Here is a 25,979-nt window from a genome sequence, read left to right as displayed (position 1 = left end):
CCGGTCACGGGAAGCGCGCCACACCGGTCACGCGTGCGCGGCCCGCGTCGCCAGCTCCCGCGCCGCGGCGGCGACGGCACCGCCCTGGGCCCGCCCGGTGAGCGGGTTGCTCGGGGTGTAGTTCAGCGCGACGCCCGACTGGGCGCAGCGGGCCGCGATCGCCGGGCAGGCGCGTTCGGCGAGTGCGGCGATGGTGAGGGAGGGGTTGACGGTCAGGGAGGTCGGCACGGCGGAGCCGTCGGTGACGAAGATGCCGGGATGGGAACGGAGTTCGTGGAGGTCGTCGAGCGCGGACAGGGCGGCCGAGTCGCCGGTGCGGCACGACGCGAGGGGGTGCGCGGTCACCGTCCCCGTGACGTGCTCGTCCCAGGGGCGCACGGTCGCCAGGCCGTCTTTCTCCAGCACGGACCGCAGGTGGGCGTCGGCCGCGTCCCAGCCGCGGCGCGTACCGGCGCCGGGGGCGAAGCTCATCGTCCCCAGCCCGATCCCGTTGGCCAGGCGGGTGAAGCTGCCGGTGAGCGGCGGCGCTCCGAAGCGGCCCTCGGTCTCGTCCTCCGTCATGGCGAGCACGGTCAGCCACGAGCGCCAGCGCGCGCGCATCCGCTTCTTGTCGACGCCGGACCAGAGCCCCGCCGCGGTCTGCGCGATGGTGTTGGTGACGGTCGGGAAGTAGATCTGCTGGAGGGTGAAGCGGGAGAACTCGGGTGCCGCGGCGTCCAGTCGGTCGTAGGAGGCGGAGGTGATCGGCATGCCGATCGGCAGGCCCTCGTACGCGACGGAGGAGCTGCGCGCCAGCCCGAGCAGCGAGCGGACCTTGCCCTCGTCGAGTTCGGCGACGCTGACGCGGTCGCCGTTGCCGGAGAACCACCCGCCGACGGCGGCCGGAACGCCGCCGAGGAGCAGTGCCGAGCGCTGCAGCAGGACCGGGGTGCCCACGGCGCCCGCGGCCAGGACCAGTGTCCTGGCGTGGATGGTGCCCACCCCGGTGGGGCACGTGTAGTCACCGGCGTCGAGGGTGGTGTAGTCGACGGCGTAGCGGTAGCCGGGCTCGGTGGACGGCCGGACCAGCTGGACCTCGTGCAGCGGCCTGATCTGCGCGCCGTGCGCCTCGGCCGCGGGCAGGTAGTTCAGCAGCATGGAGCGCTTGGCGCCGAAGCGGCAGCCGGACAGCATCCAGTTGCAGTCGGTGCAGCGCGCGCGGTCGACGGCGACCGGCACCGGGTTGCAGGTGTGCCCGGCGCGGTCGCAGGCGGCGGCCAGCACACCGCCCGCGTAGGAGACGTCCGGCCAGTCCAGCCGGGTCACCGGCAGGGCCTGCTCCACCTGGTCGTACCAGGGGTCCAGCGTGGACCGGGTGATCGTCGCGGGCCACAGCCTGCGCCCGGCGGGGTCGCGCCGCCCGAAGACGAACGACGGCGCGCGCAGCGACGCGGCGAAGTACACGACGCTGCCCCCGCCGACGCAGTTGCCCGCCACGACCGAGATGCCGTCGCCCTTGATGACGTCGACGATGCGGGGGTAGGCGCCGAGGTTGAGGTCGTGGGTGAAGTCCTCGGTGGCCAGGCGGGGTCCGCGTTCCAGCACGGTGACGCGGGCGCCGGCGGCGGCCAGGTGGTAGGCGGGGATGGCGCCGCCGAAGCCGCTGCCGACGACGAGGACATCGGTGGTCTGCGGGCTCATGCGGGGCTCCCGGAGGGCGTGGTGGCGGGGTGCGGTGCGGCCAGGGCCCTGCCGTACGAGTGGTCGGGGAAGCGCCACAGGCCGTCCGGATCGGGGGACGGGAAGCCGATCCAGGTCAGGCCGGGGTGGCCGTCGGCCAGGGCCTGCGCGGTGTGCAGGTGGGCGGCGGTGTCGAAGGCGAGCCCGACGAGGAAGGACAGCAACTGCCAGATGGGCCGGTCGGGGTCGTCCGCCTGGAACAGCCCGGCGGTCACGGCCGTGCGGTGGGTGAAGGACAGCCCCACGAAGGGCGGCCGGTCCAGGGGCAGCAGGATCAGATGCGTGACGGCGTAGCCGGTGGCCCGCGCGTCCAGCAGCGTGGCGATGCCCGGCAGCAGCGGGGCCAGGGGGAGTTCGGGCGCCGTCAGCAGCGCGATGGCGCCCGCCTGCACGGCGCCGGGGCCCGCGGCGGCACCGGCGACGGCCCGGTCGGATGGACCGCGTCGCTCCCCCGGCACCAGGGTGTCGGCGAACGCCTCCAGCGTGGAGACCGGCCAGGCGCCGTACGACGCCGTCGCGGCGGCCGCCGGCGCCGCCCCGGTGCCCAGAACGGGCAGGGCGGCGACGGCGGCGGCCAGTCCGCGCAGCACGGCGCGGCGGTCGATACCCGCGTCCACGGCTACCGCGCCGGGCAGAACAGGCTGTACGGCAGCGTGATGGACAGACCGGTCTCGCCGGCCTCGTCGCCGTAGGCGGAAAGGACGTCCGCGACCTCGGGCAGATCGGGGCGCAGCGCGGCCACCACATCCCCGATGCCGACGCCGGCGCCGTTGACGCGGAAGTCCGTCAGGCGCATCGCGGCCCGCCGGGCCCGCTTGTCGAACCAGTAGCGGCCGTTCCATGTCACGTACGGGACCGCGCCGGTCGTGGCCTGCACGCTCCAGTGGTCGCGCTGGTAGTAGCGGCAGACGGGCAGGGCGAGGGCGAAGCGGGAGGGCTCGGCGAGCAGGAAGCGGATGGCGCCGCCGTTGTCGAGGGTGATGTCGCGCTTGGAGTACTCGACGCACACCGGGTCGGTGAGCCACAGCCAGGGGTCGGGCGTCTCCCCCTCGCCGTAGGAGTGCCAGGCGCAGGAACCGGCGAACCCGGGCTCGGTGTACGGCTCCGTGGCGGCGGCCGGGCCGGCGGCGACGGTGAGGGCGACGAGGGCGGCGGCGACCGCCGTCAGCAGGCGGGCGGGGCGGGGAAACGGGGACACGAGCACACTCCGGTGGTCAGTGGGGACGGGCCGGGGGCACCACCGAAGGATGCTCCTGACGTGACGTCAGGGCAAGAGGTTGTACAGAGACTCATTGAATGAGTGGCTCAGCCACTGCCCCTGTGTGTTGACTCAGCGCCCCCGGGGCGGCTGGGCTGGGACCGCACACCCGTACCTTCGGTACGCCTGCTCGAGAGGACGGCCCCGGTGGACCCACTGACCCGCGAGACCCTCGTCGACGTCCTGGAGCGCCGCCTCCAGGACGACATCCTGGACGGAGTGCACCCCGCAGGCGCCCTCCTGCCGCCCGAGCAGCGCCTCGCCGAGGGCTACGGCGTCACCCGCACCACCGTGAAGCACGCCTTCGGGCGGCTCACCCAAGCCGGTCTGCTGGAGACCCGGCACGGTGTGGGCACCCGCGTGCGCGACTACCTGCGCCTGGGCGGCGCCGACCTGCTGCCGATGCTCGTCCGCCACAATCCCGGCTGGCTGGCGGACATCTTCGAGGTACGCGCCGGCGTGGGCGTGCTCATCGCCGAGCGCGCCGCCGTCGCCGCGACGACGGGCCAACGGGCCCGGTTGCGCGAACTGCTGGCCGCCGTCGCGGACGCCCCCGGCCCGGACGCGGCCCAACTCGCCGACGCCGAGGTGCACCGGGCCCTGGCCCACGCCACCGGCAACCGCGTCTACGTACTGCTCACCAACACCCTCTTCGCGGCCTATCTCCCCCTGCGCGCGCGGCTCGTCGCACCCTTCCGCGACCCGGCTGAGGCCGCCGCCCGGCTCGAACCCCTGGTCAGCGCCGTGCAGTCGGGGGACGGCGCGGCCGCGCGGACTGCCGCACAGGCGTATCTGGACGAGACCCGCGCGATCATGGTGGAAGCGCTCGACACGGCCTGACCGCCCGCCGCCGCGCCCCGGTCCGCCCTCCGAAAACCCCGGTGCGGCCCCGTCCCGCACCCGGGCCACTGTGGCGATGGACGCCAGTGCCCCCGCCCGCACACCGCAGGAGCACGCCCTGCGCCACGTGGCCGCCCGCTCGTCGGGCGGCCCGCTCGACCCGCGCCTTCGCGTCACGCTGAACTTCCACCCCGACCGGGACGCGGGCGGCCTGCCGACACTGGCGAGGATCGCGAAGGACGGCGCCTACCGCTCCCAGTTCGTGACGGGCACCAGCAACGGGGGCCTGACCGCCCACCCGGGCGGCGACCGCCGGCGCTGGGAGAGCCGCATCTTCGGCGGCGCCTACGACCGCGCCGCGGCTCACGAGCGTCCGGTGTACGGGGCGGTCAACCACCGGCGCGACCCGGCCGGCGGGGCGCCGCGTTTCGGCTCCTGCCACTTCCGGCTCGCCCCGCGGACACTGCCGCGGACCACGTTCTGCTACCCGGACAGCGCCACCGAACCGGAGCTCTTCGCGGTGGCGGCCCGCTTCTCGCTGCTGGAGCCGGCGGCGGCCGACGGGCTGGACACCCTGGACGGCCACATCGAGGCCCAGGTCCACGGCCCGGTCGTACTGGACGGGGACGTGGAGGCGCTGGTGCTGGACCCCTCCTTCCGCGGCACCGCCGTGGAGGCCGCGGCCCGGCGACTGCCCTGCCCGGTCGAGTGGCACGGCGGCTTCCGGCTCAGCACGGAGCACCTGCTGCGCCACGCGGACTACCGCGGCCGGGAGTACACCGACCTCGGCGCCGCCGTTTCCGCCGGCGGGCTCCTCGTCCCGCGCATGATCGGGGACGCGGCCCGCACCGGCCGCCACGACCCGCAGGCGCTCAAGCGGGTGTGGCACGTGCTCGCGCGCTTCGGGGCCCCGGAGGATCCCTGCGGCGAGGCTCCGTCCCCGTGCTGCCGGGCGGCCTGAGCACCCTGGAACACCTGCGCGGGGAGCGACCCGGCGCGGGGGCGGATAGCGTGGAAAGCGCACCGGCCGCGGTCCCGCGACCGGCCGCCGTTCCGTATGGGCCGTTGAGACGGGAGCCCCGATGACGCCTTCGTCGCCGCACACGGGCACCCCCGCGCCCGCCGGGAGCCAGGACCCCGCGGACGACCGGCCGCGGCTGTCCGCGCTGGTGATCTACGTACGCGACCTGGACCAGTCGGCCGCGTTCTACGGCGACCTGCTGCGGATGGAGATCGCCACCCGGGACACGACGGCCCTGCTGCTGACGGATGCCGTGGGCTCCATGGTGGTGCTGCGGGCGATGCCGCGCGGAGAGCACTCGCTCGGCGGCGTCGGCGTCCAGGCGACGGTGTGGACCGCGCGGGACGCCGAGGACCTGGACCGGTGCGAGCGCCTGCTGAGAGAGCGCGACGCGCATGTGGAGACGACCTCGGTCGACGGCCGCACCGTGGTGGAGGGACGCGACCCCAACGGCCTCACGGTGATGGTGGCCCATCCGCGGCTCGAACCCGTCGTCGCCCAGTTGATCATGAACCGCGCCTACGCGTGGTGACGCCCCCCGCCGGGGTGCCTCGGCGTACGCAGGCGTGACCGAAGGACACGGCCCCGGCGCGGCGGGCGCACACTGGGTGCACGACGACGCGCCGGGGGGCGGTCACGAACCGGCTCCCGCCGACCGCGCCTTCGCGGCGACCACCGAACGCCAAGCCCCGGCCCGGTCCGCGCACGCGAACGGACAGCCCCACCGACGCCGTACCCGCCACACACAAACGCCGACCACCCGCCACGCCCGAACGCGGCACGCGGCCTCACCATCGGCACGGCACCGCAGCCGACCTGACCCACCATCGGCCGGCGAAAGCCGGCCACGCCCCGCCCTCGCGGCGACCATCGAACGCCAAGCCCCGGCCCGGTCCGCGCACGCGAACGGACAGCCCCACCGACGCCGTACCCGCCACGCGCAAGCGCCCACCACCCGCCGCGGCACGCGGCTTCCCCATCGGCGGTGGGTGGGAGCCGATCTGACACCCCGTCGGTCATGAAAGTCCCTCAGGGGGGCAGGCGGTCATCAGACGACCACGTCACGTTCCGTACTGTCCTGAGGAGTGCTCGCATGCCCTTGAACTTCCGGAAGTCGTTCCGGATCTTTCCCGGCGTCCGTCTCAACATCAACAAGAAGTCGCTGTCGATCACGACCGGCGGCCCGCACGCGCACCACACCGTGAACACGCGCGGCGACCGCACCGAGTCCGTCGACCTGCCGGGTCCGTTCTCCTGGCGGCGCACCACGCGCCGCAAGCGGCGGTGACCGCGGCTACTCGAGGATCCACCCGGACATCCACCGCTCCTTGACCGCCGGCCACTCGGCCGCGACGAGGGAGTAGTAGACGGTGTCGCGCCACGTGCCGTCGACGCGCCGGCAGTGGCGGCGCAGCACTCCCTCGCGGATGCCGCCGATCCTGCTGACGGCGTCCTGCGTGGGCCGGTCGAGGTGGTCCAGCCGCCATTGCACGCGCCCGAAGCCGAGGTCCTCGAAGGCGTAGTAGACCAGCATGAAGTGGGTCTCCAGATGGACCGGGGTGCCCCAGAGCGCGGGGTCGAGCCAGCTCCAGCCGATGTCGACGCGCTCGTCGGCGGCCGCGATGCGCACGTACGCCGCCCAGCCCGAGGGGCGGTCGGTCGCGCGGGGCACCACGGAGAACGCGACCGCCTCGCCGGCCGCCGCCTGGGCGAGCCGCTGGTCGACGACGGCGCCCATCTCCGCGGTCGAGCGCGGCGGCGTCGTCGACAGCCAGCGCCACACCTCCTCGTCGCCGCGGGCCGCCTGGTACAGGTCGGGGACGTGGCTGCGCGACAGCGGTACCAGCCGTGCGTACCGGCCGTCGATGGTGACGGAAGCAGGGAAGCGGACTGCCATGCCCGAACGCTAATCCGATCGGCCCCGCGGCGGCACCCGGTCGCCGATTCCCGCACGGTCTTCCGGCGGTACGGCCGACCGGCGCTCCCGCGTCCGGCTGGTAGAAGGCCATGGCAGGCATGCCGGGGCGCCCGGGCGGGGAGGCGGGTTGCATGACGAAGACCGGTCTCCCGGAGGGCATCCGGGCCTGCCTTTTCGATCTCGACGGTGTGCTGACCAAGACCGCGCTGGTCCACGCCGCCGCTTGGAAAGAGACGTTCGACGACTTCCTGCGACGCCGTGACGGCGCGGACTTCCGCCCCTTCGACAAGGTGGCCGACTACGACGAGTACGTCGACGGCCGCCCGCGCGCCGACGGCGTGCGCACCTTCCTCGCCTCCCGGGGCATCGAGCTGCCCGAGGGGACGCCCGACGACCCGCCGGAGCGGGACACGGTGAACGGGGTCGGCAACCGCAAGAACACCATCCTCCTGGAGAAGATCCGCACGGACGGCGTGGAGGCCTACGAGGGCTCCGTCCGCTATGTGCACGCCGTGCGCGCCGCGGGGCTCCGTACCGCCGTGGTCTCCTCCAGCGCCAACTGCCGCGACGTGCTGGTCGCCGTCGGGATCGAGGACCTCTTCGACGTCCGGATCGACGGCGTCGTGGCCGCCCGGCGCAAACTGCCCGGCAAGCCGCACCCCGACACCTTCCTGGAGGCGGCCCGCGACCTCGCTGTCGAGCCGGGCGCCGCGGTCGTCTACGAGGACGCGCTGGCCGGTATGGACGCGGGCCGCGCCGGGCGGTTCGGGTACGTGGTGGGAGTGGACCGGGTCGGCCAGGCGGACGCGCTGCGTGAACACGGGGCCGACATCGTGGTGCAGGACCTCGCCGAACTGCTGGAGGACAACGCGTGATCACCCATTCCGCGTTCTCGGTCGAGCCGTGGACGCTGCGCGAGACCGAGCTCGACTTCGACGTGCTGGCGCAGAGCGAATCCGTCTTCGCCCTGTCCAACGGACATGTCGGCTGGCGCGGCAACCTCGACGAGGGCGAGCCGCACGGGCTGCCCGGTTCCTACCTCAACGGCGTCCACGAACGGCATCCGCTGCCGTACGCCGAAGCCGGCTACGGCTACCCGGAGGCCGGGCAGACCGTCATCAACGTGACCAACGGCAAGCTCATCCGGCTGCTGGTCAACGACGAACCCTTCGACGTCCGCTACGGGCGGCTGCGCTCCCACGAACGCGAGCTCGACCTGCGCACCGGACTGCTGAAACGTACCTGCGAGTGGACCTCGCCGGCCGGCTGCACGGTGCGGGTCCGCTCCACGCGGATGGTCTCCCTGACCCAGCGGGCCATCGCCGCGGTGCTGTACGAGGTGGAGGCCGTCGAGTCCACGGTCCGGCTCGTCGTCCAGTCCGAGCTGGTGGCCAACGAGCAACTGCCGCAGATCTCCGGCGACCCCCGCGTCTCCGCAGTGCTGGAGTCCCCGCTCGTGCCCGAGGAGAACGTGGCGGTCGGCACCCGGCTGCGGCTGGTGCACCGCACCGCCGTCACCGGACTGCGGGTCGCGGCCGCCGCCGACCACCGGGTGGACGGACCGGAGTCCACGGAGAGTTTCAGCGAGAGCAACGAGGAGACCAGCCGGCTCACCATCACCTGCGACCTGTCCCCCGGCGAGACGCTGCGCATGGAGAAGATCGTCTCCTACGGCTGGTCCGCGGTGCGCTCGCTGCCGGCGGTCAGGGACCAGGTGGAGGCCGCCCTCGCCGGCGCCCGCAGCACCGGCTGGCAGGGCCTGGTCGACGAACAGCGCGCGTACCTGGACTCCTTCTGGGCCCGGGCCGACGTCGAGATCGACGGCGACGCCGAGATCCAGCAGGCCGTGCGCTTCGCCCTCTTCCACGTACTGCAGGCCGGCGCCCGTGCCGAGCAGCGCGCGATCCCCTCCAAGGGCCTGACCGGTTCGGGGTACGACGGCCACTCGTTCTGGGACACCGAGAGCTTCGTGCTGCCGCTGCTCACCTACACCTCCCCGAACGCGGTCGCCGAGGCGCTGCGATGGCGGCAGGCGACCCTGCCCGCCGCCCGGGAGCGGGCCGCGCAGCTGGGTCTCAAGGGTGCCGCGTTCCCCTGGCGGACCATCGACGGCTCCGAGGGGTCGAGCTACTGGCCGGCCGGCACCGCGGCCTTCCACATCAACGCGGACATCGCCGACGCCGTGGTGCGCTATGTCGCCGTCACAGGCGACGAGGTCTTCGAGCGCGAGACCGGTGTGGAACTGCTGGTCGAGACGGCCCGGTTGTGGCTCTCGCTGGGCCACCACGACCACCACGGCCGGTTCCACATCGACGGGGTCACCGGGCCCGACGAGTACAGCGCGATCGCGGACGACAACACGTACACCAACCTCATGGCCCAGTCGAACCTGCGCCACGCCGCGGACACGGTCGAGCGCCACGCCGAGCAGGGCACGGCCCTCGGCGTCGACGACGAGGAGACCGCCGCCTGGCGGGACGCCGCCGAGGCCATGACCGTGCCCTACGAGAGCTCCCTGGGCGTCCACGAACAGTCGTCCGGGTTCACCCGGCACCAGGTATGGGACTTCTCGGCGACCCGCCCCGACCAGTACCCGCTGATGCTCCACTTCCCGTACTTCGACCTCTACCGCAAGCAGGTCATCAAACAGGCGGACCTGGTGCTGGCGATGTTCCTGCGGGGCGACTGCTTCGACGAGCGGCAGAAGGCCCGCAACTTCGCCTACTACGAACCGCTCACCGTCCGGGACTCCTCCCTGTCGGCGTGCGTCCAGGCGATCATCGCCGCCGAGGTGGGCCATCTGCGCCTGGCGTACGACTACCTGGGCGAGGCCGCGCTGATGGACCTCAAGGACCTGGAGAACAACACGCGCGACGGGCTGCACATCGCCTCGCTCGCCGGCACGTGGATGGCACTGGTCGCGGGCTTCGGCGGGATGCGGCGCAGCGCGAGCGGGGTCGGCTTCGCCCCGCGGCTGCCGGAGAAGGTGCGCCGGCTGGCCTTCACGGTGCAGGTGCTCGGGCGGCGCCTGCACGTCGCCATCACCGACTCGGTCGCCACGTACGCGCTGCTGGAAGGTGACCCGCTGGAGATCCGGCATTTCGACGAGCTGCTGACCGTGTCCACCGACGGTCCGGAGAGCCGTTCCGTGCCGGCCGTCACCGCACGACCCGAGCCGGAGCAGCCGCCGGGCCGCCGGCCGGCGCGGCGCTGAGGGGCTGGTTCACAGCGCGGTGAGGATGCGCGGGCCCTCCTCGGTGATGGCGACGGTGTGCTCGATGTGGGCGGCCCGGCTGCCGTCGTCGGTGCGCAGGGTCCAGCCGTCGGCGGCGGCGTGGTAGCCGTCGTGACCGCCGGCCATCAGCATCGGCTCGATGGCCAGGGTCAGGCCGTGGCGCAGGGGGAAGCCACGGCCCGGCCGCCCGTGATTGGGGAGGTGGGGGTCCTCGTGCATGCGGCGGCCGATGCCGTGGCCGCCGAAGTCCTGGGGCATGCCGCAACGGGCTTCGCGGACCACGCCGCTGATGGCGTGCGAGATGTCGCCGATGCGGTTGCCCACGGTGGCCGCGGCGATCCCGGCGTCCAGCGCGCGCCGTGTGGCGTCGATCAGCTCCAGGTCGCCGGGGCGCGGGGTGCCGACGGTGAAGCTGATCGCGGCGTCCCCGGTCCAGCCGTCGAGTTCCGCGCCGCAGTCGATGCTGACCAGGTCGCCGTCGCGCAGGCGGTAGCCGTCCGGGATGCCGTGCACGATGGCGTCGTTCACGGATGCGCAGATCACCGCGGGGAACGGCGTCGGCGCGAACGACGGGCGGTACCCGAGGAACGGGGACCGGGCGCCCGCGTCGTCCAGGACGGCGCGCGCCGCCTCGTCCAGCTCGCGCAGCGACACGCCGACGCGGGCCGCCCCGCGTACGGCGGCCAGCGCGTGGGCCACCACGCGGCCCGCTTCCCTCATGGCCTCCAGGGCCGCATCGGTCTTGATCTCCACCATGTGCCGTGTCCTCTTCTCCGGGGTTCTCGAGGGTCGACGTGACCCAATACTTATACCGGTATTAGTATCACGGTCATGGTGAGAACTCCCCTGACCCCGTGGGAACGCGAACGCGGCGAGCGCTTCGGCGCGCTGCTGCGGGAGGCCCGCGGCGACCGCAGCATGGTGGACGTCGCCGCGGCGGCGGGGGTCTCCGCGGAGACCCTGCGCAAGATCGAGACCGGCCGCGCCCCGACCCCGGCCTTCTTCACGGTCGCGGCCCTGGCCGCGGCCCTCGACATCTCCCTGGACGTCCTGGTCGCGGCCTGCGCGGCCGCGGAGCCGGGCGCGGGGGAGGCGGGGGAGGCACTGTCGGCTTGAGGCCCCCCGCGGGCCCGGTGGGCGCGTCCGCTTCGACGTCCCGCCGCCGCGCACTTCGGCTTGCGCAGCGTGCGGCACTTCCGTCCGTAAGATCCGAAACATGGCGAGCACAGCGGATCCCGAGTTCCCGGCGGACGGATCCGGCGGCGACGACCTGCGACTGCCGGACACCGGCCGGGTCGAGGCCTTCAGCGACGGCGTCTTCGCCATCGTGATCACGCTGCTCGTCCTCGACCTCTACGACCACGACTTCCGGCCCGGTGAGCTCGCGTCGGCCCTGGTCGCACAGTGGCCCACCTACCTGGCGTTCGTCGTCTCGTTCCTCTACGTCGGCGTGATCTGGCTCAACCACCACGCGCTCTTCCGCCGTATCCGCAGGATGGACAGCGGCCTGCTGTGGATCAACCTCGCGATCCTGTTCAGCACCGTGATCGTGCCCTTTCCCACGGCGGTCCTCGGCGATGCCCTGGCCGAGGGCGCAGGGACCGACGACCAGCGGGTCGCCGTCGTCCTGTACGCCCTGGTCGCCGCCGTCATGTCGTTCAGGTACCTGTGCCACCACCCGGACCTGCGGGAGCCCGGCGTCCCGCCCCGCTACCTCGAGGCGCAGAGGATGCGGCCGCTGACCGGCCTCGTGCTGTACGTGGTCTGCGGAGTGGGCGGGTGGTTCGTCGGCCCGGTCGTGGGGATGGTCTGCATCGCCGTGGTGATCCTCTATCACGCCCTCACCAGCGAGGGCCTTCGGGAAGGACCGGCCGGCCGGCTCTTGCGGGCCTTCCGACGCTGAGCTGCGGACGCGCCCGATGGGTCAGGCGTCCGGGGTCAGCACGACGCGCTGTCCGGGGGCCGCCGGGGCGGTCCAGGCGTGCTCGACCTGCGAAAGCGGGACGGGGAGGGTGTCGAGGGCGAGGCCGCCGGAGTCGATGAGGCCCGCGAGGGAGGGCAGTTCGGCGAGGATGCCCGCGGTGGTGACGGAGCCCTGACCGCTGCCCATGAGCCGAAGGTTCGCGCCGCGCAGGAACGCCGAGGGCAGGGTGATGTCCGGTCCGGCGACGGAGCCGATCTGGACCCAGGCAAGGGGCTTGGCGCGATCGGTGCGAGCGGTCAGCGCGGCGCGCAGCGCGTGCTCGGTGGCGGGCCCCCACAGGTAGTCCAGGACGATGTCGGCGTCTCCGGCGGCGCGCCCGAGGTGGTCGGCGGTCTGCTCCGGGTCACCGAGCAGGGGGACGGTCTCGTCCGCGCCGAGACCGGCCAGGAGCGCCAGGCGTTCGGGGTCGCGCCCGGCGGCGACGACACGGGCGGCGCCGAGGTGTCGGGCGATCTGGACGGCGAGCCGGCCGGCGCTGCCGGTGGCGCCCAGGACCAGGACGGAAGCGCCGGGGCGGAGGAGGGCGCGGCAGCGCAGGGCGATCCAGGAGGACATCGCGGGGTTCATCGCGGCTGCCACCGCGACCGGGTCGGTGCCGGCGGGCAGGGTGACGGCGCGGCGGCGGTCGACGACGGCCCGCTCGGCCATGGTGCCCGTCGCACCGTCCGGGGCCACGAAGTAGAGCAGTTCGCCCTGTGGAGTGCGGCCGACCGCGTCGATGCCCGGAACCAGCGGCAGGACGCCGTCCGAGGTGTAGTGGGTGCCGTCGGCGCCGGAGCGCACCCGGGGATGGAGCCCGGCGGCCAGGACGTCGACGAGGATCTCGTGCTCCCCGCGCGGTTCGGGGGTGGTGACGGTGCCGTAGCGGGGCGGTGCGTCGAAGGAGTGGACGACGGCGGCGTGCATGGCGGCCTCCAGGGAGGTGGGAGGGGCGGACGCATATAGTTTGCATCGCGTACCAATGTGAAAATAGTTTGTGTCACGTACCACGTCAAGCGGAGGCAGCCATGACCGAGCAGCGCGACCCGGACCTCACCGAAGGCCCCCGGAACACGACGGACGCGCTCGCCCAACTGTCGTTCCTGGTCCACGGAACGCTGGCGCGCGTCGCGGCAACGCACGACCTGTCCCTCATCCAGATCCGCCTGCTCGGCATCCTGCGCGACCGCCGGCCCGGCATGCTCGAACTGGCCCGGCACCTGGAGCTGGACAAGTCCTCGATGACGGGCCTGGTCGGCCGCGCCGAGAAGCGCGGGCTGGTGGAGCGGCTGCCCTCGCCCCACGACGGACGCGGCATCCTGGTCGCCCTCACCCCGCTCGGGCGGCAGCTCGCCCAGCGGTGCACCGACGAGATGGACGAGCACGTCGCGGCGCTGACCGCACCCCTGACGCCGGCCGAACGCTCCGCGATCCGCGCCGTCACCGAAAAGCTCCTGCGCGCTGCCGGAAAGTGACCGCGCCCCGCAGGTCGGCGGGGCTTCGCTCCACGGTCATCCGCCCGCCATCATCCGGTCGCATCACCCTGTGACGGTCGGGGAAGTTGGCTATACAACTTTTGCCGAGGAGTGAGCATGACCCCCCTGACCGCCTTCCCGGTCGCCGAGCTGCCCGCGATGTGGCTGCGCGACAACTGCCCCTGCACGGACTGCCGCGACCCGCGGTCGGGCCAGAAGCTCTTCCAGATCGGCGCGCTGCCCGACGGGCTCCGGGCCGAGACGGCGACCGAGGTCACCGGCGCGGCCGGGGAGCCCGCGATCGAGGTCGTCTGGGCGCCCGACGGGCACCGCTCCGCATATCCCGTGGCCTGGCTCACGGCCCACCGGCCCGGCGGCACCTCGTACGGCGACCGGCGCACCGAGGACGGCAAGGAGCTGTGGCGGGCCCGCGACCTGGCCGGGCGGCTGCCCGAGGCCGGCTGGGACGCCTACATGGCCGACCCAGGGGTGCGGGCGCGCCTGCTGGAGTCGGTCCTGCGGCTCGGCTTCATGCTGCTGCACGGGGTGCCCGAGCGCGACGAGCAGGTGCTCGCCGTGGCCGAGACCTTCGGCTTCGTCCGCGAGACCAACTACGGCAAGCTCTTCGACGTGCGCGTCGAGCCCGACCCGAACAACCTCGCCTTCACCTCGGTCGCCATCACGCCGCACACCGACAACCCGTACCGCGACCCCGTCCCGACCATCCAGCTGCTGCACTGCCTGGTCAACGACGCCGAGGGCGGCGACTCCGGCCTCGTCGACGGCTTCGCCGCGGCCGCGCTGCTGCGCCGGGAGGACCCCGAGGCGTTCGCCGTCCTCAGCCGGACGCCCGTGCCGTTCGTCTTCCGCGACGCGGGGACCCAATTGCGCGCCGACCACCCCCTGATCGGCACCGACGCGCTCGGCCGGGTGCGCGAGGTGCGCTTCAACAACCGCTCGATCGGCGCGCTGCGGTTGCCGGCCGCCGAGCTCGACGCCTTCTACGCGGCGTACCGCACCTTCGCGGAGCTGCTGCTCCGGCCGGAACTGCAGCTGAACTTCCGCCTGTCGCCGGGCGACTGCCTCGTCTTCGACAACACCCGCCTGCTGCACGCCCGCACGGCCTTCGCCCAGGACGGGTCGCGCCACCTCCAGGGCTGCTACGCCGACCTCGACGGACTCGCGAGCAGCCTGGCCGTGCTGCGACGCGCGGACACCGTGGAGCCGCTGGCCGAACTGTTCGCCGGGGCGGGCTCCGCGGAGTACCTGGGCGAGGCGGTCTCCATGGCGCAGCACATGCTCCAGGCGGGCGCCCTGGCCGAGGCCGCCGGCGCCCCGCCGCACCTGGTGGCGGCCGCGATGCTGCACGACGTCGGGCACTTCGCCGGCGAGGTCACCGGGCAGGATCTGATGGACGGCACCGACAACCGGCACAGCCACACCGGCGCGGACCTGCTGGCCCGCTGGTTCGGGCCCGAGGTCACCGAGCCGGTGCGGCTGCACGTCGCGGCGAAGCGCTACCTGTGCGCGGTGGAGCCGGAGTACTACGACCGGCTGTCGGAAGCGTCGAAGCACACGCTGGCGGTCCAGGGCGGGCCGATGAGCCCGGAGCAGGCGGCCGTTTTCGCCGCCCTTCCGGGCGCGGCCGACGCGGTCGCCGTGCGCCGCTGGGACGAGGCCGCGAAGGACCCCGAGGCCTTCACGCCGCCGTTCGAGCACTTCGTCCCGCTGCTCACCGCGCTGGTGCGCGGCTAGACCCCGACGACGTCGCTTCCGGATACGGGTCCGCGGGGGCTGACCGCGCAGTTCCCCGCGCTGACCCTTTCACTGCGCAGCAGAATCCGCGGACGGCCAGGAGCTTGCGGGCCACCTTGCACATCAGCGAAACGATCACGCGAGCCTGGCGGCAGCCGAGCCTGCTCTACCGCTGCCACCTGCAACGATGACGTTCCGATCCCGACAGCGACAGACTCCGGGCAAGGCCTCCTGTTTTAGTGGGTTTGAACAACGAACTGACGGACGTATGCTGAAATCCGGGCATGGATGTCCGGGTGGTGTGATGGTTGCGCTCGGCGGGAGGCAGTGTCCGGCAAGGAGACTCAAAGCGGACGAGGAGCGTGCTGATGTCGACGATCGGGAAAGCAGGCCGGTTGCTGGACCTCTTCAGTGCCGCGACGCCGGAGTGGGGAGTCAGCGAGGCCGCCGCTTCACTCGGCATCCCTCGCTCCACGGCACACTTCTTGCTCACGAGCCTCACCGAGACGGGACTCCTGGAGGTGCGGCGGCGAGGCCGTTACGTGCTTGGATGGCGCGTATTCGAACTCGGCGAAGTCCAACGCTCCTCGACGGCCCTCGCCCCCGCGGCAAGGCCTGTTATGGAGGCCTTTGTCCGGCGGTTCAGCCAGACAGTCTGCCTCGGCGTGTTCCTGCGTGAGTCTGTGCTCTTCATCCACAAGGTAGTCGGGGATACACCACTGTCGGTGCTGGGACCGCGCGTGGGCGCGCGCTACGAGGCCCACGGCTTCGCTTCGGGCCGCGCGCTGCTTGCTGCGCTTCCTCGACAAACGGCGGAAGGGCGTCTGCGCGGACGCGAACTCCGTACCCCCACCGGCAACTCGCGCGTCGACCCCGATGAACTACTGCGCGAGCTGGAAACGATTCGTCGCGCTGGGGTCGCATTCGACCACGGTGAGGCTGTGCCGGATGTGGGGTGTGTGGCCACGGGGATCAGGGGACCCCAGGGAGATGTTGTCGCGTCACTCAGCCTCAGCGCTCCCTTGCGCCGCTTCTCCCGTCGCGAGAGGGAATTCGCCGCGGCGGTGCATGGGGCTGCGGCCAAGGTGACGGAGCGGTTGTGTTCGTCCGACTGGCCGGCTTGACAGAGCGCCGGAAGAACCGACGATTTCGAGATTACCGGGAGTGGAGTTCAGAAACGTGCAACTCTCAGCTCAGAGAACGGATCGCCCGCCGTCGATCAGGAGAGTCTGGCCTGTGATGTAAGAACCGGCGGGGGAGGCGAAGAGCAATACGGCGCCCACGACTTCGTCAGGCTCGGCGATACGGCCCAATGCGGTCTTGCGACTGACGGCTGCTTCGCGACGGGGGTCGGACCACAGAATCTCGGAGAAGCGGGTTCGCACCGTGGCCGGAGCCATCAGATTCGCTCGCACGCCGCGGTCGCCCCACTCGGCGGCGATGTTCCTCACGAGCGAGTTCAAGGCTGCCTTGGCCGCACCGTAAACGCCCAGAATCAGTGAGGCCTGCACAGGGGCGATACTGGAGGTGACGACGATACTCCCGCCTCCGGCGCCGGCCATTCGCGGCAGGAAATTCTGGACGAGTTCCAGGTTGTTGAAGACCGTGGTGGAGAAGGCCCGTTCGACATCGTGCCGGCCGGCTTCTGCAAGCGGGCCGGTCGGGGTGAACCCGCCCGCATGCACGATCAGACTGTGGATCGCGCCGAACTGCTCGAAGGCACGCTCGGCGAGTGAGCGGGCGCTGGCGGCATCGCTGATGTCGCACACGATGCCTCCGACGTCGACGCCCTCCGACCGCAGCCGCGCGTGGGCGGCTTCAAGATCCGCACCGTCATTGCTGGAGATCACCGTTCGTGCGCCCGACTGCACGAGCCCACGGGCGATCTCCAGACCCATGCCGGCTGTCGAGCCGGTGACCAGCGCGGTCTGCCCCGTCATGTCGAAGGGGCCATTCATGACGCCGCTCCCTCATCTGCCCGGTCGAGGAACTCGTTGACGCGTGCGGCGAAGATCTCAGCGTACTGGAAGAGGAATCCGTGCCCGGAGTCCGGGTAGATGACCAGCTCGGCGTTGGGCAGACGTTGCGACATGATGAACGAGTTGATCGTAGGGACCATCACATCGTCGTGGCCGTTGGCAACCAGGACAGGGTGGCACAGCCGGTCCAGCTCCGGGTAGGCGGCATCGCCACCGCTCGTCGACCAGTGCTTGATGGCTTCGATCTGCTGCTCGTACGAGTCCGGGCTCACCTCAGGCTCCCGATCTGCCCGGCGGTGCGTCCGTTCCCAGAGACCGTCGCCGGCGCGCATCCCCGCAGCGGACCCGGTGAAGAACAGGACACGCAGCGCGGCCAGATCCATGTGCGGCGCCGATCGCAGCGGCCCGACCTGGGGCTTCGAAGGCAGAATGCCTTCTCCCGCGCCCGGCCCCGTTCCCGCGAGAACCACGCGGCGCACCATCTCGGGATACCCCAGGGCCAGACGCTGAGCGACGTAGCCGCCCAGCGAGAACCCGATCAGGTCCACCGGCCCCTGGGCGACGGCGGTGACGAAGGCTGCAGCAGCCTGTGCCATCTCGGTGACTGTGCCCTGGGTCCTGTCGCTGGATCGCCCGATGCCGGCGTTGTCGAACAGGATCACCGGCCGCTCCTCGGCGAGGGCGTCAACAAGCAGCGGGTCCCAATCGTCCATCGTGCCGCGGAACCGGTTCAGGAAGACGAGCGGAGTTCCGGTTGCCGCGCCGAACCTGCGATAGGCGAAACGGATACCGTCCACGTCCACGAATGCGTCGGGGACGTCGAGGGAGAAGGGTGTCATGACGACTTCCTGTCCGAGGAGTTGGTAAGGGGGCACCGCCCGGAGGCGTCGGGCTGAGAGTCCATGGCGTACATGGACGCACGGCACGCCTGCGAGCCGGCACGGTCACACGTCGCGGAGGTCCACGCCCTTGCTTGGTGTGTTCACCGCACTGTCCCGCATGCCGAGCGTGCGGACCGGCTCCATTCAACGATTTCGTATCATTCAGCTCAAAAGGGTGATCGGATTCGGATATGTTGAATCATTGCGGGTGCGTCCGGCGGCCCTCGCCGTCTCCCGGCCGCTGATTGACCCCCTTGGGCACGGAACCGCCACCGCCACGCAGGATTCGCCTCAGGCATCACCGCGCTGTGAGGCGACGGCGTGTGGGTGGTTCGGGGATTACGCCTGCACCTGGTCCGCACCCTGTGGACCTGCCCGGCCGCCGGACGGCGAGCCCACGGGCATGGCCCGCGGCGCAGGCGCGGCTCCGCTCGATGCCGGGGCGGGGCGGGGCAGGGCGGGCTCGGTACCGAGGTGCGCTCTTCGGGACCTCCGGGCCTTCAGGCCCGATCCGTGCGCGGGCTGTGCTGGCGGCCCAAGGAGGAGGCGGCCACCGAGTTGTGCACCGTGAAAGCGATGGTGCCGGGCAGGTAGCGGTCCTCGGACCACTCCACCGGCGCCCCCGCGGGATCGGTCGTACGGCGCCGCTCGCGCAGCAGGACCTGGCCCGGCGGGCACTCCAGGAGCCGGACGTCGTCCTCGTCGGCCCACGCGATGTCGATGGTGTGGTCGGCGTCCGTGAAGAGCACCCCGTGCCCCACCAAAGCCTCGGTGTGCGACACGACGTCGGGCGCCAGTTCGGCCACCAACGCGCCCACCCGCGCGGAGTAGAGGGACCGCTCGACCATGACCGGTTCGCCGGACAGGGTCCGCACCCGCAGGACCAGGTAGACCTCCGTCCCTGCCTCCAGGCCCAGTTGCGCGGCCTCCGCCGGTTCGGCCGGCCGCCGCACGACGCGGTCGACGCGCCCGCCCGGCGTCTCGCCGAGGGAGCGGGCCCAGTTGGTGAAACTCAGCAGTTCGGAGAAGCTCTGCGAGCGCGGGCCGCCGAGCACCGTGCGCGGGGTGCCGCGCCGCGAGGTGACCAGGCCGTCCGACCGCAGCACCGCCAGGGCGTGCCGCACCGTGCCGCGGGAGACCCCGTAGCGTTCGGCCAGCGTGGCCTCCGGGGGCAGCTTGGCACCGGAGGCGTACTCGCCGGCGATGATCGCCGCGCGGAGTTCGGCGGCGACCCTGCGGTACCGCAGGTCGCTGTCGCCGCTGCCGTGGTCCTCACGCAACGTGTCTCCCGGCCGCTCTCGTGTCCACCGGGCCGGCGGTCCGGCCGGCCACGGACAGACCCTATCCGGCCGGGCCCGGCGGTTCAGGCGCAGGTGGGGCACATCGCGGGGCCGGGCCGGGGCGACTGCCCCGGCCCGGACCCCTCGGAACGTCCGTCACACGGCGTGGACGGTGCCCGCGTACCGCTGGACGAAGCGGGTGCCGGTGCCGGCCGTGACGGTCACGTCGTACCGGCCGTCGTCGGTGCGCCACTTCACGGTGTCCTGGTGCCCGGCGCGGACCCAGACGATCTCCTCCTCACCGTCGAAGTCGTTCGGCGTGAGGGTGAACGCCACGTCGGAGCCGCCTTCGTTGCTCAGCTCCAGCTCGACCGTGGCGTGGCCGGGGTCGTCGGCGCGGCGCAGCGTCGCCCCGACGAGCGGCGCGGCCACGTCGTCCTGGCCGTCGCGCACGACCGTCCCCGCGAAGCGGCGGACGAAGCCGTCGGCGCCGTGCACGGAGAAGTCGTAGCGGCCGTCGGTGGCCGCCGCGTCCCACACGTACGTGCGCGACGAGTGCGGCTGCACCGTGAACGGGGTGCCGACGCGGGGCAGGGCGATGTTGGGCAGCACGGTGAAGTGGTAGCCCACGGTTCCGTCGTTGGTCAGCGTGCAGGTGACCTTGCCGGTGGCCCGGTCGACCGTCACGTCGGCCCACGGCAGGTACGGCAGCGGGCGGTGCGGCCGCTCGCCCTCCTCCTGCGCCGGCATCGACTGCGCGGTGGGGATCTTGACGCCGGGCAAGGAGTTGCCGGCGTCCGCCTTCGCCATCAGCGCGACCGTGTCCGGCAGGGCCGGGATGCTGTAGTCGGGCTTGGTGAAGTCGAAGGCGCTGGTGAGGTCGCCGCAGACAGTGCGCCGCCACTCGGAGATGTTGGGCTCCCGCACACCGGTCACGCGCTCCAGGAAGCGCACCACCGACGTGTGGTCGAAGACCTGGGAGTTGACCCAGCCGCCGCGCGACCACGGCGACACGACCCACAGCGGCACCCGGCTGCCCAGGCCGATCGGCTTGCCGTTCGCGAACTCGTCCTTGGTGCCCGGCTCGGGCATCGGCGGGATCACGTGGTCGAAGTAGCCGTCGTTCTCGTCGTACATGACCAGGAAGACGGTGTGCTTCCAGACCTCGGGGTTGGAGAACAGCGACTGGAGCGCTGTGTTGACCCAGTGCGCTCCGTAGTCGGGGCCGGCCGACGGGTGCTCACTGAACAGGTAGGGCGCCACCAGCCAGGAGACGGTGGGCAGGGTGCCGTCCTTGCAGTGCTTGTCGAACGCCGTGGGGTCGAACTTGGTCATGGCGTTGATGTAGCGCGGGTCGTCCTTGGGGAACGCGTGGAACTGCTTGAAGTACGACAGCGCGTTGTCGTCGTAGTCGCCGTAGCGGTCGTCCGAGCCGTCCGGGTTGTGGTAGACGCGCCAGCTGACGCCGGCCTCTTCCAGCCGCTCCGCGTACGTCGTCCAGTCGGCCACCGGGTTGTCGGTGACCGGGGTGTTGTCGGTCCACGGGCCCGTGGTGCCGTCGACGCCGGGGCCGGCGGTGCCGGTCCACAGGTAGAGGCGGTTGGGGTCGGTGGGGCCGTTCAGGGAGCAGAAGTAGCCGTCGCAGAGGGTGAAGGCGTCGGCGAGGGCGTACTGGTAGGGGATGTCCTCGCGGTTGAAGTAGCCCATGGTGCGCTCGCCCTTGGCGGAGACCCACTTGTCCATGGAGCCGTTGTTGACCGCGGAGTGGCCGGTGTCCCAGTCGTGCGGGAGGCCGCCCGCGTTCTGGGCGTTGTACTTGGTGGTGTCCATCCGGAAGGGCAGCAGGTAGCCCTCGGAGCGGCTGCGGTCGGGCTGGCGGAAGACGGAGTCGCCGTTCGGCAGCACGACGGACTGACGGTCGCCGAAGCCCCGCACGCCGTTGAGGGTGCCGAAGTAGTGGTCGAAGCTGCGGTTCTCCTGCATCAGGATGACGACGTGCTTGACGTCGGCGATGCTGCCGTCCCGGTCGTCGTGGCTCGCGGCCTCGGCCGTGCCGGGCAGCCCGACGGCTGCGGCGGCAGCCCCGGCGGCGGCGGTGCCGATGAAGGCGCGGCGGCTGAACTGGGTCATGAGGTGGTCCTTCGGGTCGTTCGGGTCAGCCGCGGGCGGACAGGGAGAAGGTGACGACGGCGGCGGCGTGGTCGGAGGGCCAGCCGTTGGCCGCCGTGCTGGGCACGGGCGCGGGCCAGCCGGTGACGAGGCTGTGCGCCTCGACGACGCGCAGCGGTCCCGCGTACTGGATCTGGTCGACGCGGTCCTGCGGCTCGGCACCGCTGCCGCTGTCACGCTGCGGCCTGACGGGCGACCAGGTGGTGCCGGGCACCGCGGCCGGGTCGGTGTGCACGGCGCGGAAGGCGTCGGTGAGGCCGGCCTGCTCCAGGGTTCCGGTGACGGGCCAGCGCAGGCGGCCCACTCCCCCGTGCTGGTCGGCCGTCTTGGCCGTCCAGTCCAGGTGCGAGGGCGAGGCCAGGCCGGCGGCCAGGACGACCGGGCCGCGGGAGGCGATGTCCGCCCGCATCGCGGCGACCAGCGCCACGGCCTGCCGGTAGCGGAGCGTCTGCTCCTCCGCCGCCTCGACCTGGGCGGCGCTGCTGCCCGCGAGGAGCGCGTACGGCCCGTAGGCCGCCTCGTCCAGCTGGGCGGCCCACAGCCGCACCGCGGGGCCGCCCGACGGCTGCAGCGTGGCGGCCGCGGCCGGCAGGTCCGCGGTGGGGGCGACGACGTCGGTGAGCGCGTAGCGGCTGACGATGCCGAGCCCGCCGGCCTGGTGGACGTTCCAGCCGAGCGCCCGGGCCAGGTCGCCGGCCGCGGTGCCGCCGGACTCCTGGAGGACGACGACGTCGAGGCCCTGGGTGAGCACCAGGCTCAGCAGCTTCTCCGCGAAGCCGTCGATGTGGGTGCCGGCGTCCCAGAGGTTCAGCGAGGCGACCTTGAGCGGGATGCGGTCGCGGTTGTCGCGGACCGGCACCTGGACGGTGATCGTGTCGCTGCCCGCCGCGCTGTCGGTGACGGAGACGGCCACGCGCCCAGGATTCTTCGGCGTGGTGGCCGGCGCCTTGCCGGTGACGGTGCCGTCCGCGGCCACCGACAGCCAGGAGTCGCCCCCGGTGCGCCGGAACGTCGCGCTGCCGGCCGGGTTGCCCTCGGGGCGCGCCCACAGGCCCGCCAGCGGCACGGAGAACTCGGTGCCGGTCAGCTGGGGGGCGGTCGTGAGCGCGTCCACCACCGCGTGCGGGCGCGGGATGACGGGCCGGGGCACGAAGCTGAACGGGGACGTCTTGGCGAGGATGCCGTAGCCGTCCTTGGCCAGCAGGTAGCCGGTGTAGGGCCCGCCGGTCAGACCGGAGGTGTCGATGGTGATGTCGCCGGAGGCGGCGGGCGTGTACTCCCAGGCCAGCGACGACCCGGTGCCGGGCTGCCGGTCGCCGTCGTAGACACCGATCCAGTTCGTGCTGTACGGCGTGTCGGTGGTCCAGTGGAAGACGACCTGGTCGCCCTCGTAGGGGCTGGCGGTCTTGAGCGTGATCGAGTCGCCGGTGGGGGCACCGGCGAAGCTGAACGGCGCGGTCTGCGCGAGGATGCCGTAGCCGTCCTTCGCCAGGAGGTAGACGGTGTACGGGCCGCCGCTGAGGCCCGAGGTGTCGAGCGTCACCTTGCCGGAGGCACCGGGGGCGTACGTCCACACCAGGGAGCCGCTGCCGCTGGCGGGCTTGCGGTTGCCGTCGTAGACGCCGATCCAGTTCTTCGAGTCGGGGGCGTCCGTCGTCCAGGTGAAGGTCAGCTTGTCGCCCCGCTGCGGGGACGTCGGGGAGCTGAGCGCGATGGTGCTCCCGGACGCGGCGTCACGAGTGAGAGGTGGCACGGTGATGGGTCCTCTCCGCCCGGGGACCGCCACGGCGGGACCCGGGTGAGCAAAGTTGTCTATATAACTTCGTTCCAGCAAGCCGTCCCGTGGCGACGTCCCGGTGAACGAGGGATTGCCGCAGACGGGGCGGAAAACGGAATTCTCGCTTCGCGCCGCGCGAGCGCCGCCGAGCACGAGAAGCGGTGAAACACCAGGCCAACGGCGCCTGTCGGGCCGGAGGCGGCGCCTCCGAGAGGTACGGAGGCGGGCGGCGCGCCCGCGTCCGGGGCGCGCCACCCGGTCACGGGGCGAGCGGGGCCGGCGTGGGAAACTGTGCGCAGCGGAGGGGTTCCGGAGGCCGGACGCCGCGAGCCGCGTCAGGCCCGCCCGTGTGGACTCGCCCGGCGCGCCCCCGCCGATCACCGTCATGCGTGGGTCCCGTTCGTATGATCGCCAGGCTCAGGACGACGTCGGCACCGAGGCGGTCTGGACGTGACACAACCGGGAATCGACTACGCGGCGGTCTTCCGGGGACTGCCCAGCGCGGTGGCGCTCCTGACACCGCAGCTGCTGTTCGTCGACGCCAACGAGGAGTACCTCTCCCTCTCGGGCCGGCCGGCCGCGGAGGTGATCGGGCACTTCCTCTTCGACGTGTTCCCCGACAACCCCGTCCACCGCGAGGCGTCCGGCATGCGCGACCTCGGAGCGTCGCTGCGGCGCGTGGCGTCGACGGGCGAGCGGGACGCCATGGCGCTGCAGCGGTACGACGTCGAGGACCCCGAGCACCCGGGGCAGTGGGAGGAGCGGTACTGGAGCCCGGTCAACACACCGGTGTTCGGGGACGACGGGCACGTGGCGCTGGTGGTGCACCGGGTGGAGGAGGTCACCGAGCTCCTCCGTGCCCGGGGCGGCCCCGACCAGGGCCGCGCCCGGGTGCTGGAGGCCGAGCTGTACGGCAGGGCCCGCGAGCTCCAGGAGCTCAACGAGCGGCTGCGGCGCGCCCACGCCCGCGAGCGGGAGGTGGCACTCGCCCTCCAGGCCGCGATGCTGCCCGCCCCGCAGCCGCTGCGGCAGCACCGCGTGGCGGTGCGCTACCGGCCGGCCACGGGCGCGCTGAACGTGTGCGGCGACTGGTACGACCTGGTGGTCCTGCCCGGCGAGGGCGACCGGATCGCGGTCTCGGTCGGCGACGTCGTGGGGCACGGCCTGTCCGCGGCGTGCGTGATGGGGCAGTTGCGCAGTGCGCTGAGCGCGGCCTCCCGGGTCGCGGAGGGCCCGGCCGGCGCCCTGGAGGTGCTGGGGCTTTACGCGCGCTCGGTGCCCGGAGCCGAGTCGACGACGGCGGTGAGCACCTTCGTGGACTGGGACGAGCGGACCGTCACCTACAGCAGTGCCGGGCATTTGCCGCCGGTCCTCCTCCACGCAGACGGCACCGCGAACTTCCTCGACCAGGCCACCGATCCGCCGCTGGGAGCCCGCCCGGCGCATGTGACCAGGCCGCAGACCGTGGTCCCGTTCAACGAGGACGACACGCTCGTGCTGTACACCGACGGCCTGGTCGAGCGGCGCGGCGAGGACATCGACGCCGGTCTCACCCGGCTCACCGACGCCCTGGCCCGGCACCGCGGTGCCGGGCCGGAGCGGCTCGCCGACGCGGTGCTCGGCGAGCTGCTGCCGCCCGGCGGGATCACCGACGACACCGCACTGGTCGTGGTCCGCCTGTGAGCGGTGCGGTGACGATGACGGTCCGTCAGCGGAAGCCGACGACGGAGTGCGGCCGGTACGGCTCCTCCAGCGCCTTGAGCTCCGCCTCGTCCAGGTGCAGGTCGAGCGAGGCGACGGCGTCGAGCAGGTGCTGCTCCTTGCCGACGCCGACGATGGGGGCGGTCACGCCCGGCTGCCGCAGCAGCCAGGCCAGGGCCACCTGGGCCCGCGGCACCCGGCGCCGGGCGGCGATGGCCGACACCGCGTCGACGATGACGCTGTCCTGCTCGCCGTAGAGGTCCCGCCCGAACTCGTCGGTCTCCTGACGGGCGCTGCCGGCGTCCCAGTCACGGGTGAGCCGGCCGCGGGCCAGCGGGCTCCAGGGCGTGACCCCGACGCCTTGGTCGGCGCAGAGCGGCAGCATCTCGCGCTCCTCCTCGCGGTAGAGGAGGTTGTAGTGGTTCTGCATGCTGACGTACTTCGTCCAGCCGCCCCGCTCCGCGGTGTGCTGGGCCTTGGCGAACTGCCAGGCGTACATCGAGGACGCCCCGATGTAGCGGGCCTTGCCGGCCTTGACCACGTCGTGGAGCGCCTCCATCGTTTCCTCGATGGGCGTGTCGTAGTCCCAGCGGTGGGTGATGTAGAGGTCCACGTGGTCGGTGCCGAGGCGGCGCAGGCTCGCGTCGATCTCGGTGTGGATCGCCTTGCGCGACAGTCCCGCGCCGTTGGGCCCGGGGCGCATGCGGCCGTGCACCTTGGTGGCCAGAACGATCTCGTCGCGGTTGGCGTGCTCGGCGAGCACCCGCCCCACGATCTCCTCGCTCGTGCCGTCGGAGTAGACGTTGGCGGTGTCGAAGAAGGTGACGCCCGCTTCGAGAGCGGCACGGATCAGCGGGCGCGCGGCGTCCTCGTCGAGCGTCCAGGAGTGGCCTCCGCGCTCCGGCACGCCGTAGCTCATGCAGCCGAGGCATATGCGCGAGACGTCCAGACCGGTGGAGCCGAGTTTCGTGTACTGCATGTTCCTGCCTATCTCTGCGAATGGGTGTC

The 25,979-nt window shown here is 72.4% G+C and carries 24 protein-coding genes; 12 read left to right on the top strand and 12 right to left on the bottom strand.

Going from position 1 to position 25,979, the window contains the following annotated elements:
• Window positions 1-27: 27 nt before the first annotated feature.
• The 3 genes from RV983_RS33265 to RV983_RS33255 all read right to left on the bottom strand — a co-directional run bounded on the left by RV983_RS33265 (window position 28) and on the right by RV983_RS33255 (window position 2,917).
• Window positions 28-1,680 carry an FAD-dependent oxidoreductase gene (locus RV983_RS33265; protein WP_475989420.1) on the bottom strand — a complete coding sequence of 551 codons (1,653 nt, stop codon included), beginning with the start codon at window positions 1,678-1,680 and terminating at the stop codon, window positions 28-30.
• Window positions 1,677-2,201 carry a DUF5987 family protein gene (locus RV983_RS33260; protein WP_475990533.1) on the bottom strand — a complete coding sequence of 175 codons (525 nt, stop codon included), beginning with the start codon at window positions 2,199-2,201 and terminating at the stop codon, window positions 1,677-1,679. The genes RV983_RS33265 and RV983_RS33260 overlap by 4 nt, the downstream gene beginning before the upstream one ends.
• Before the next feature lie 137 nt (window positions 2,202-2,338).
• Window positions 2,339-2,917 (bottom strand): hypothetical protein, encoded by a 579-nt coding sequence (locus tag RV983_RS33255; protein WP_475989419.1) that lies wholly within the window; start codon window positions 2,915-2,917, stop codon window positions 2,339-2,341.
• 207 nt (window positions 2,918-3,124) lie between these two features.
• On the opposite strand from RV983_RS33255, the gene RV983_RS33250 reads away from it, so the two are divergent.
• The 4 genes from RV983_RS33250 (at window position 3,125) to RV983_RS33235 (ending at window position 6,126) form a co-directional block, all read left to right on the top strand.
• Window positions 3,125-3,817 (top strand): FadR/GntR family transcriptional regulator, encoded by a 693-nt coding sequence (locus tag RV983_RS33250; protein WP_475989418.1) that lies wholly within the window; start codon window positions 3,125-3,127, stop codon window positions 3,815-3,817.
• 76 nt (window positions 3,818-3,893) lie between these two features.
• Complete coding sequence (locus RV983_RS33245) at window positions 3,894-4,778, top strand: DUF3626 domain-containing protein (protein ID WP_475989417.1); 885 nt, start codon at window positions 3,894-3,896, stop codon at window positions 4,776-4,778.
• Window positions 4,779-4,899: 121 nt separating this feature from the next.
• The gene (locus RV983_RS33240; RefSeq protein ID WP_475989416.1) at window positions 4,900-5,370 is read left to right on the top strand and encodes a VOC family protein; all 471 of its coding nucleotides are present in this window, start codon (window positions 4,900-4,902) and stop codon (window positions 5,368-5,370) included.
• 561 nt (window positions 5,371-5,931) lie between these two features.
• Window positions 5,932-6,126, top strand: coding sequence for a DUF4236 domain-containing protein (locus tag RV983_RS33235; RefSeq protein ID WP_384296387.1), 195 nt, complete (start codon window positions 5,932-5,934; stop codon window positions 6,124-6,126).
• Window positions 6,127-6,132: 6 nt separating this feature from the next.
• Here RV983_RS33235 and RV983_RS33230 read toward each other — a convergent pair whose 3' ends face one another.
• The gene (locus tag RV983_RS33230) at window positions 6,133-6,735 is read right to left on the bottom strand and encodes a GNAT family N-acetyltransferase (protein ID WP_475989415.1); all 603 of its coding nucleotides are present in this window, start codon (window positions 6,733-6,735) and stop codon (window positions 6,133-6,135) included.
• A 152-nt stretch (window positions 6,736-6,887) separates the two neighbouring features.
• On the opposite strand from RV983_RS33230, the gene RV983_RS33225 reads away from it, so the two are divergent.
• Both RV983_RS33225 and RV983_RS33220 read left to right on the top strand, forming a co-directional pair.
• Window positions 6,888-7,631, top strand: a complete 744-nt coding sequence (locus tag RV983_RS33225; RefSeq protein WP_475989414.1) for an HAD family hydrolase — start codon at window positions 6,888-6,890, stop codon at window positions 7,629-7,631.
• On the top strand, window positions 7,628-9,970 hold the full coding sequence (locus RV983_RS33220) for a glycoside hydrolase family 65 protein (RefSeq protein ID WP_475989413.1): 2,343 nt from the start codon (window positions 7,628-7,630) through the stop codon (window positions 9,968-9,970). The genes RV983_RS33225 and RV983_RS33220 overlap by 4 nt, the downstream gene beginning before the upstream one ends.
• A gap of 9 nt (window positions 9,971-9,979) precedes the next feature.
• On the opposite strand, the gene map is transcribed toward RV983_RS33220, so the two are convergent.
• Window positions 9,980-10,747 (bottom strand): type I methionyl aminopeptidase, encoded by a 768-nt coding sequence (gene map / locus RV983_RS33215; protein ID WP_475989412.1) that lies wholly within the window; start codon window positions 10,745-10,747, stop codon window positions 9,980-9,982.
• Window positions 10,748-10,822: 75 nt separating this feature from the next.
• On the opposite strand from map, the gene RV983_RS33210 reads away from it, so the two are divergent.
• Window positions 10,823-11,107 carry a helix-turn-helix domain-containing protein gene (locus RV983_RS33210; protein ID WP_475989411.1) on the top strand — a complete coding sequence of 95 codons (285 nt, stop codon included), beginning with the start codon at window positions 10,823-10,825 and terminating at the stop codon, window positions 11,105-11,107.
• A gap of 100 nt (window positions 11,108-11,207) precedes the next feature.
• On the top strand, window positions 11,208-11,894 hold the full coding sequence (locus tag RV983_RS33205) for a TMEM175 family protein (RefSeq protein ID WP_475989410.1): 687 nt from the start codon (window positions 11,208-11,210) through the stop codon (window positions 11,892-11,894).
• A 21-nt stretch (window positions 11,895-11,915) separates the two neighbouring features.
• On the opposite strand, the gene RV983_RS33200 is transcribed toward RV983_RS33205, so the two are convergent.
• Complete coding sequence (locus RV983_RS33200; protein WP_475989409.1) at window positions 11,916-12,881, bottom strand: quinone oxidoreductase family protein; 966 nt, start codon at window positions 12,879-12,881, stop codon at window positions 11,916-11,918.
• A 101-nt stretch (window positions 12,882-12,982) separates the two neighbouring features.
• Between RV983_RS33200 and RV983_RS33195 the strand changes: the two genes are divergently transcribed.
• From RV983_RS33195 to RV983_RS33185, 3 genes are all read left to right on the top strand, one after another.
• A complete protein-coding gene (locus RV983_RS33195) occupies window positions 12,983-13,429 on the top strand; it encodes a MarR family winged helix-turn-helix transcriptional regulator (protein WP_475989408.1) in 447 nt (148 codons plus the stop codon).
• A gap of 117 nt (window positions 13,430-13,546) precedes the next feature.
• The gene (tmpA, locus tag RV983_RS33190; RefSeq protein WP_475989407.1) at window positions 13,547-15,184 is read left to right on the top strand and encodes a 2-trimethylaminoethylphosphonate dioxygenase; all 1,638 of its coding nucleotides are present in this window, start codon (window positions 13,547-13,549) and stop codon (window positions 15,182-15,184) included.
• Between the two features lie 368 nt (window positions 15,185-15,552).
• Window positions 15,553-16,308, top strand: coding sequence for an IclR family transcriptional regulator (locus RV983_RS33185; RefSeq protein ID WP_475989406.1), 756 nt, complete (start codon window positions 15,553-15,555; stop codon window positions 16,306-16,308).
• A gap of 69 nt (window positions 16,309-16,377) precedes the next feature.
• Here RV983_RS33185 and RV983_RS33180 read toward each other — a convergent pair whose 3' ends face one another.
• From RV983_RS33180 to RV983_RS33160, 5 genes are all read right to left on the bottom strand, one after another.
• Window positions 16,378-17,142 (bottom strand): SDR family NAD(P)-dependent oxidoreductase, encoded by a 765-nt coding sequence (locus RV983_RS33180; protein WP_475989405.1) that lies wholly within the window; start codon window positions 17,140-17,142, stop codon window positions 16,378-16,380.
• Entirely contained in the window at window positions 17,139-18,002 is an 864-nt protein-coding gene (locus RV983_RS33175; protein ID WP_475989404.1) for an alpha/beta fold hydrolase, read from the bottom strand. Before RV983_RS33175 ends, RV983_RS33180 begins: the two co-directional genes overlap by 4 nt.
• A 542-nt stretch (window positions 18,003-18,544) precedes the next feature.
• Window positions 18,545-19,324, bottom strand: coding sequence for a GntR family transcriptional regulator (locus RV983_RS33170; protein ID WP_475989403.1), 780 nt, complete (start codon window positions 19,322-19,324; stop codon window positions 18,545-18,547).
• Between the two features lie 156 nt (window positions 19,325-19,480).
• Complete coding sequence (locus RV983_RS33165) at window positions 19,481-21,454, bottom strand: phosphocholine-specific phospholipase C (protein WP_475989402.1); 1,974 nt, start codon at window positions 21,452-21,454, stop codon at window positions 19,481-19,483.
• A 25-nt stretch (window positions 21,455-21,479) separates the two neighbouring features.
• Entirely contained in the window at window positions 21,480-23,246 is a 1,767-nt protein-coding gene (locus RV983_RS33160) for an exonuclease/endonuclease/phosphatase family protein (RefSeq protein WP_475989401.1), read from the bottom strand.
• A gap of 474 nt (window positions 23,247-23,720) precedes the next feature.
• Here RV983_RS33160 and RV983_RS33155 point away from each other — a divergent pair, with 474 nt between their 5' ends.
• The gene (locus RV983_RS33155) at window positions 23,721-24,953 is read left to right on the top strand and encodes a PP2C family protein-serine/threonine phosphatase (RefSeq protein WP_475989400.1); all 1,233 of its coding nucleotides are present in this window, start codon (window positions 23,721-23,723) and stop codon (window positions 24,951-24,953) included.
• Between the two features lie 25 nt (window positions 24,954-24,978).
• Here the strand turns inward: RV983_RS33155 and RV983_RS33150 are convergent, their stop codons facing one another.
• On the bottom strand, window positions 24,979-25,950 hold the full coding sequence (locus tag RV983_RS33150) for an aldo/keto reductase (protein WP_475989399.1): 972 nt from the start codon (window positions 25,948-25,950) through the stop codon (window positions 24,979-24,981).
• Between the last annotated feature and the right edge of the window lie 29 nt (window positions 25,951-25,979).

This window comes from Streptomyces sp. RLA123, from assembly GCF_056270165.1.
The sequence above is the reverse complement of the archived record's forward strand: the minus strand, read 5'-3'. Positions and strand labels throughout refer to the sequence as shown.

Coding starts and splice junctions, on each gene's coding strand:
- RV983_RS33180 (WP_475989405.1), bottom strand. CDS start 17,142: ATGAATGGCCCCTTCGACATGACGGGGCAGACCGCGCTGGTCACCGGC.
- tmpA (WP_475989407.1), top strand. CDS start 13,547: ATGACCCCCCTGACCGCCTTCCCGGTCGCCGAGCTGCCCGCGATGTGG.
- RV983_RS33195 (WP_475989408.1), top strand. CDS start 12,983: ATGACCGAGCAGCGCGACCCGGACCTCACCGAAGGCCCCCGGAACACG.
- RV983_RS33175 (WP_475989404.1), bottom strand. CDS start 18,002: ATGACACCCTTCTCCCTCGACGTCCCCGACGCATTCGTGGACGTGGAC.
- RV983_RS33235 (WP_384296387.1), top strand. CDS start 5,932: ATGCCCTTGAACTTCCGGAAGTCGTTCCGGATCTTTCCCGGCGTCCGT.
- RV983_RS33225 (WP_475989414.1), top strand. CDS start 6,888: ATGACGAAGACCGGTCTCCCGGAGGGCATCCGGGCCTGCCTTTTCGAT.
- RV983_RS33185 (WP_475989406.1), top strand. CDS start 15,553: ATGTCGACGATCGGGAAAGCAGGCCGGTTGCTGGACCTCTTCAGTGCC.
- RV983_RS33265 (WP_475989420.1), bottom strand. CDS start 1,680: ATGAGCCCGCAGACCACCGATGTCCTCGTCGTCGGCAGCGGCTTCGGC.
- RV983_RS33245 (WP_475989417.1), top strand. CDS start 3,894: ATGGACGCCAGTGCCCCCGCCCGCACACCGCAGGAGCACGCCCTGCGC.
- RV983_RS33230 (WP_475989415.1), bottom strand. CDS start 6,735: ATGGCAGTCCGCTTCCCTGCTTCCGTCACCATCGACGGCCGGTACGCA.
- RV983_RS33210 (WP_475989411.1), top strand. CDS start 10,823: ATGGTGAGAACTCCCCTGACCCCGTGGGAACGCGAACGCGGCGAGCGC.
- RV983_RS33200 (WP_475989409.1), bottom strand. CDS start 12,881: ATGCACGCCGCCGTCGTCCACTCCTTCGACGCACCGCCCCGCTACGGC.
- RV983_RS33240 (WP_475989416.1), top strand. CDS start 4,900: ATGACGCCTTCGTCGCCGCACACGGGCACCCCCGCGCCCGCCGGGAGC.
- map (WP_475989412.1), bottom strand. CDS start 10,747: ATGGTGGAGATCAAGACCGATGCGGCCCTGGAGGCCATGAGGGAAGCG.
- RV983_RS33150 (WP_475989399.1), bottom strand. CDS start 25,950: ATGCAGTACACGAAACTCGGCTCCACCGGTCTGGACGTCTCGCGCATA.
- RV983_RS33165 (WP_475989402.1), bottom strand. CDS start 21,454: ATGACCCAGTTCAGCCGCCGCGCCTTCATCGGCACCGCCGCCGCCGGG.
- RV983_RS33205 (WP_475989410.1), top strand. CDS start 11,208: ATGGCGAGCACAGCGGATCCCGAGTTCCCGGCGGACGGATCCGGCGGC.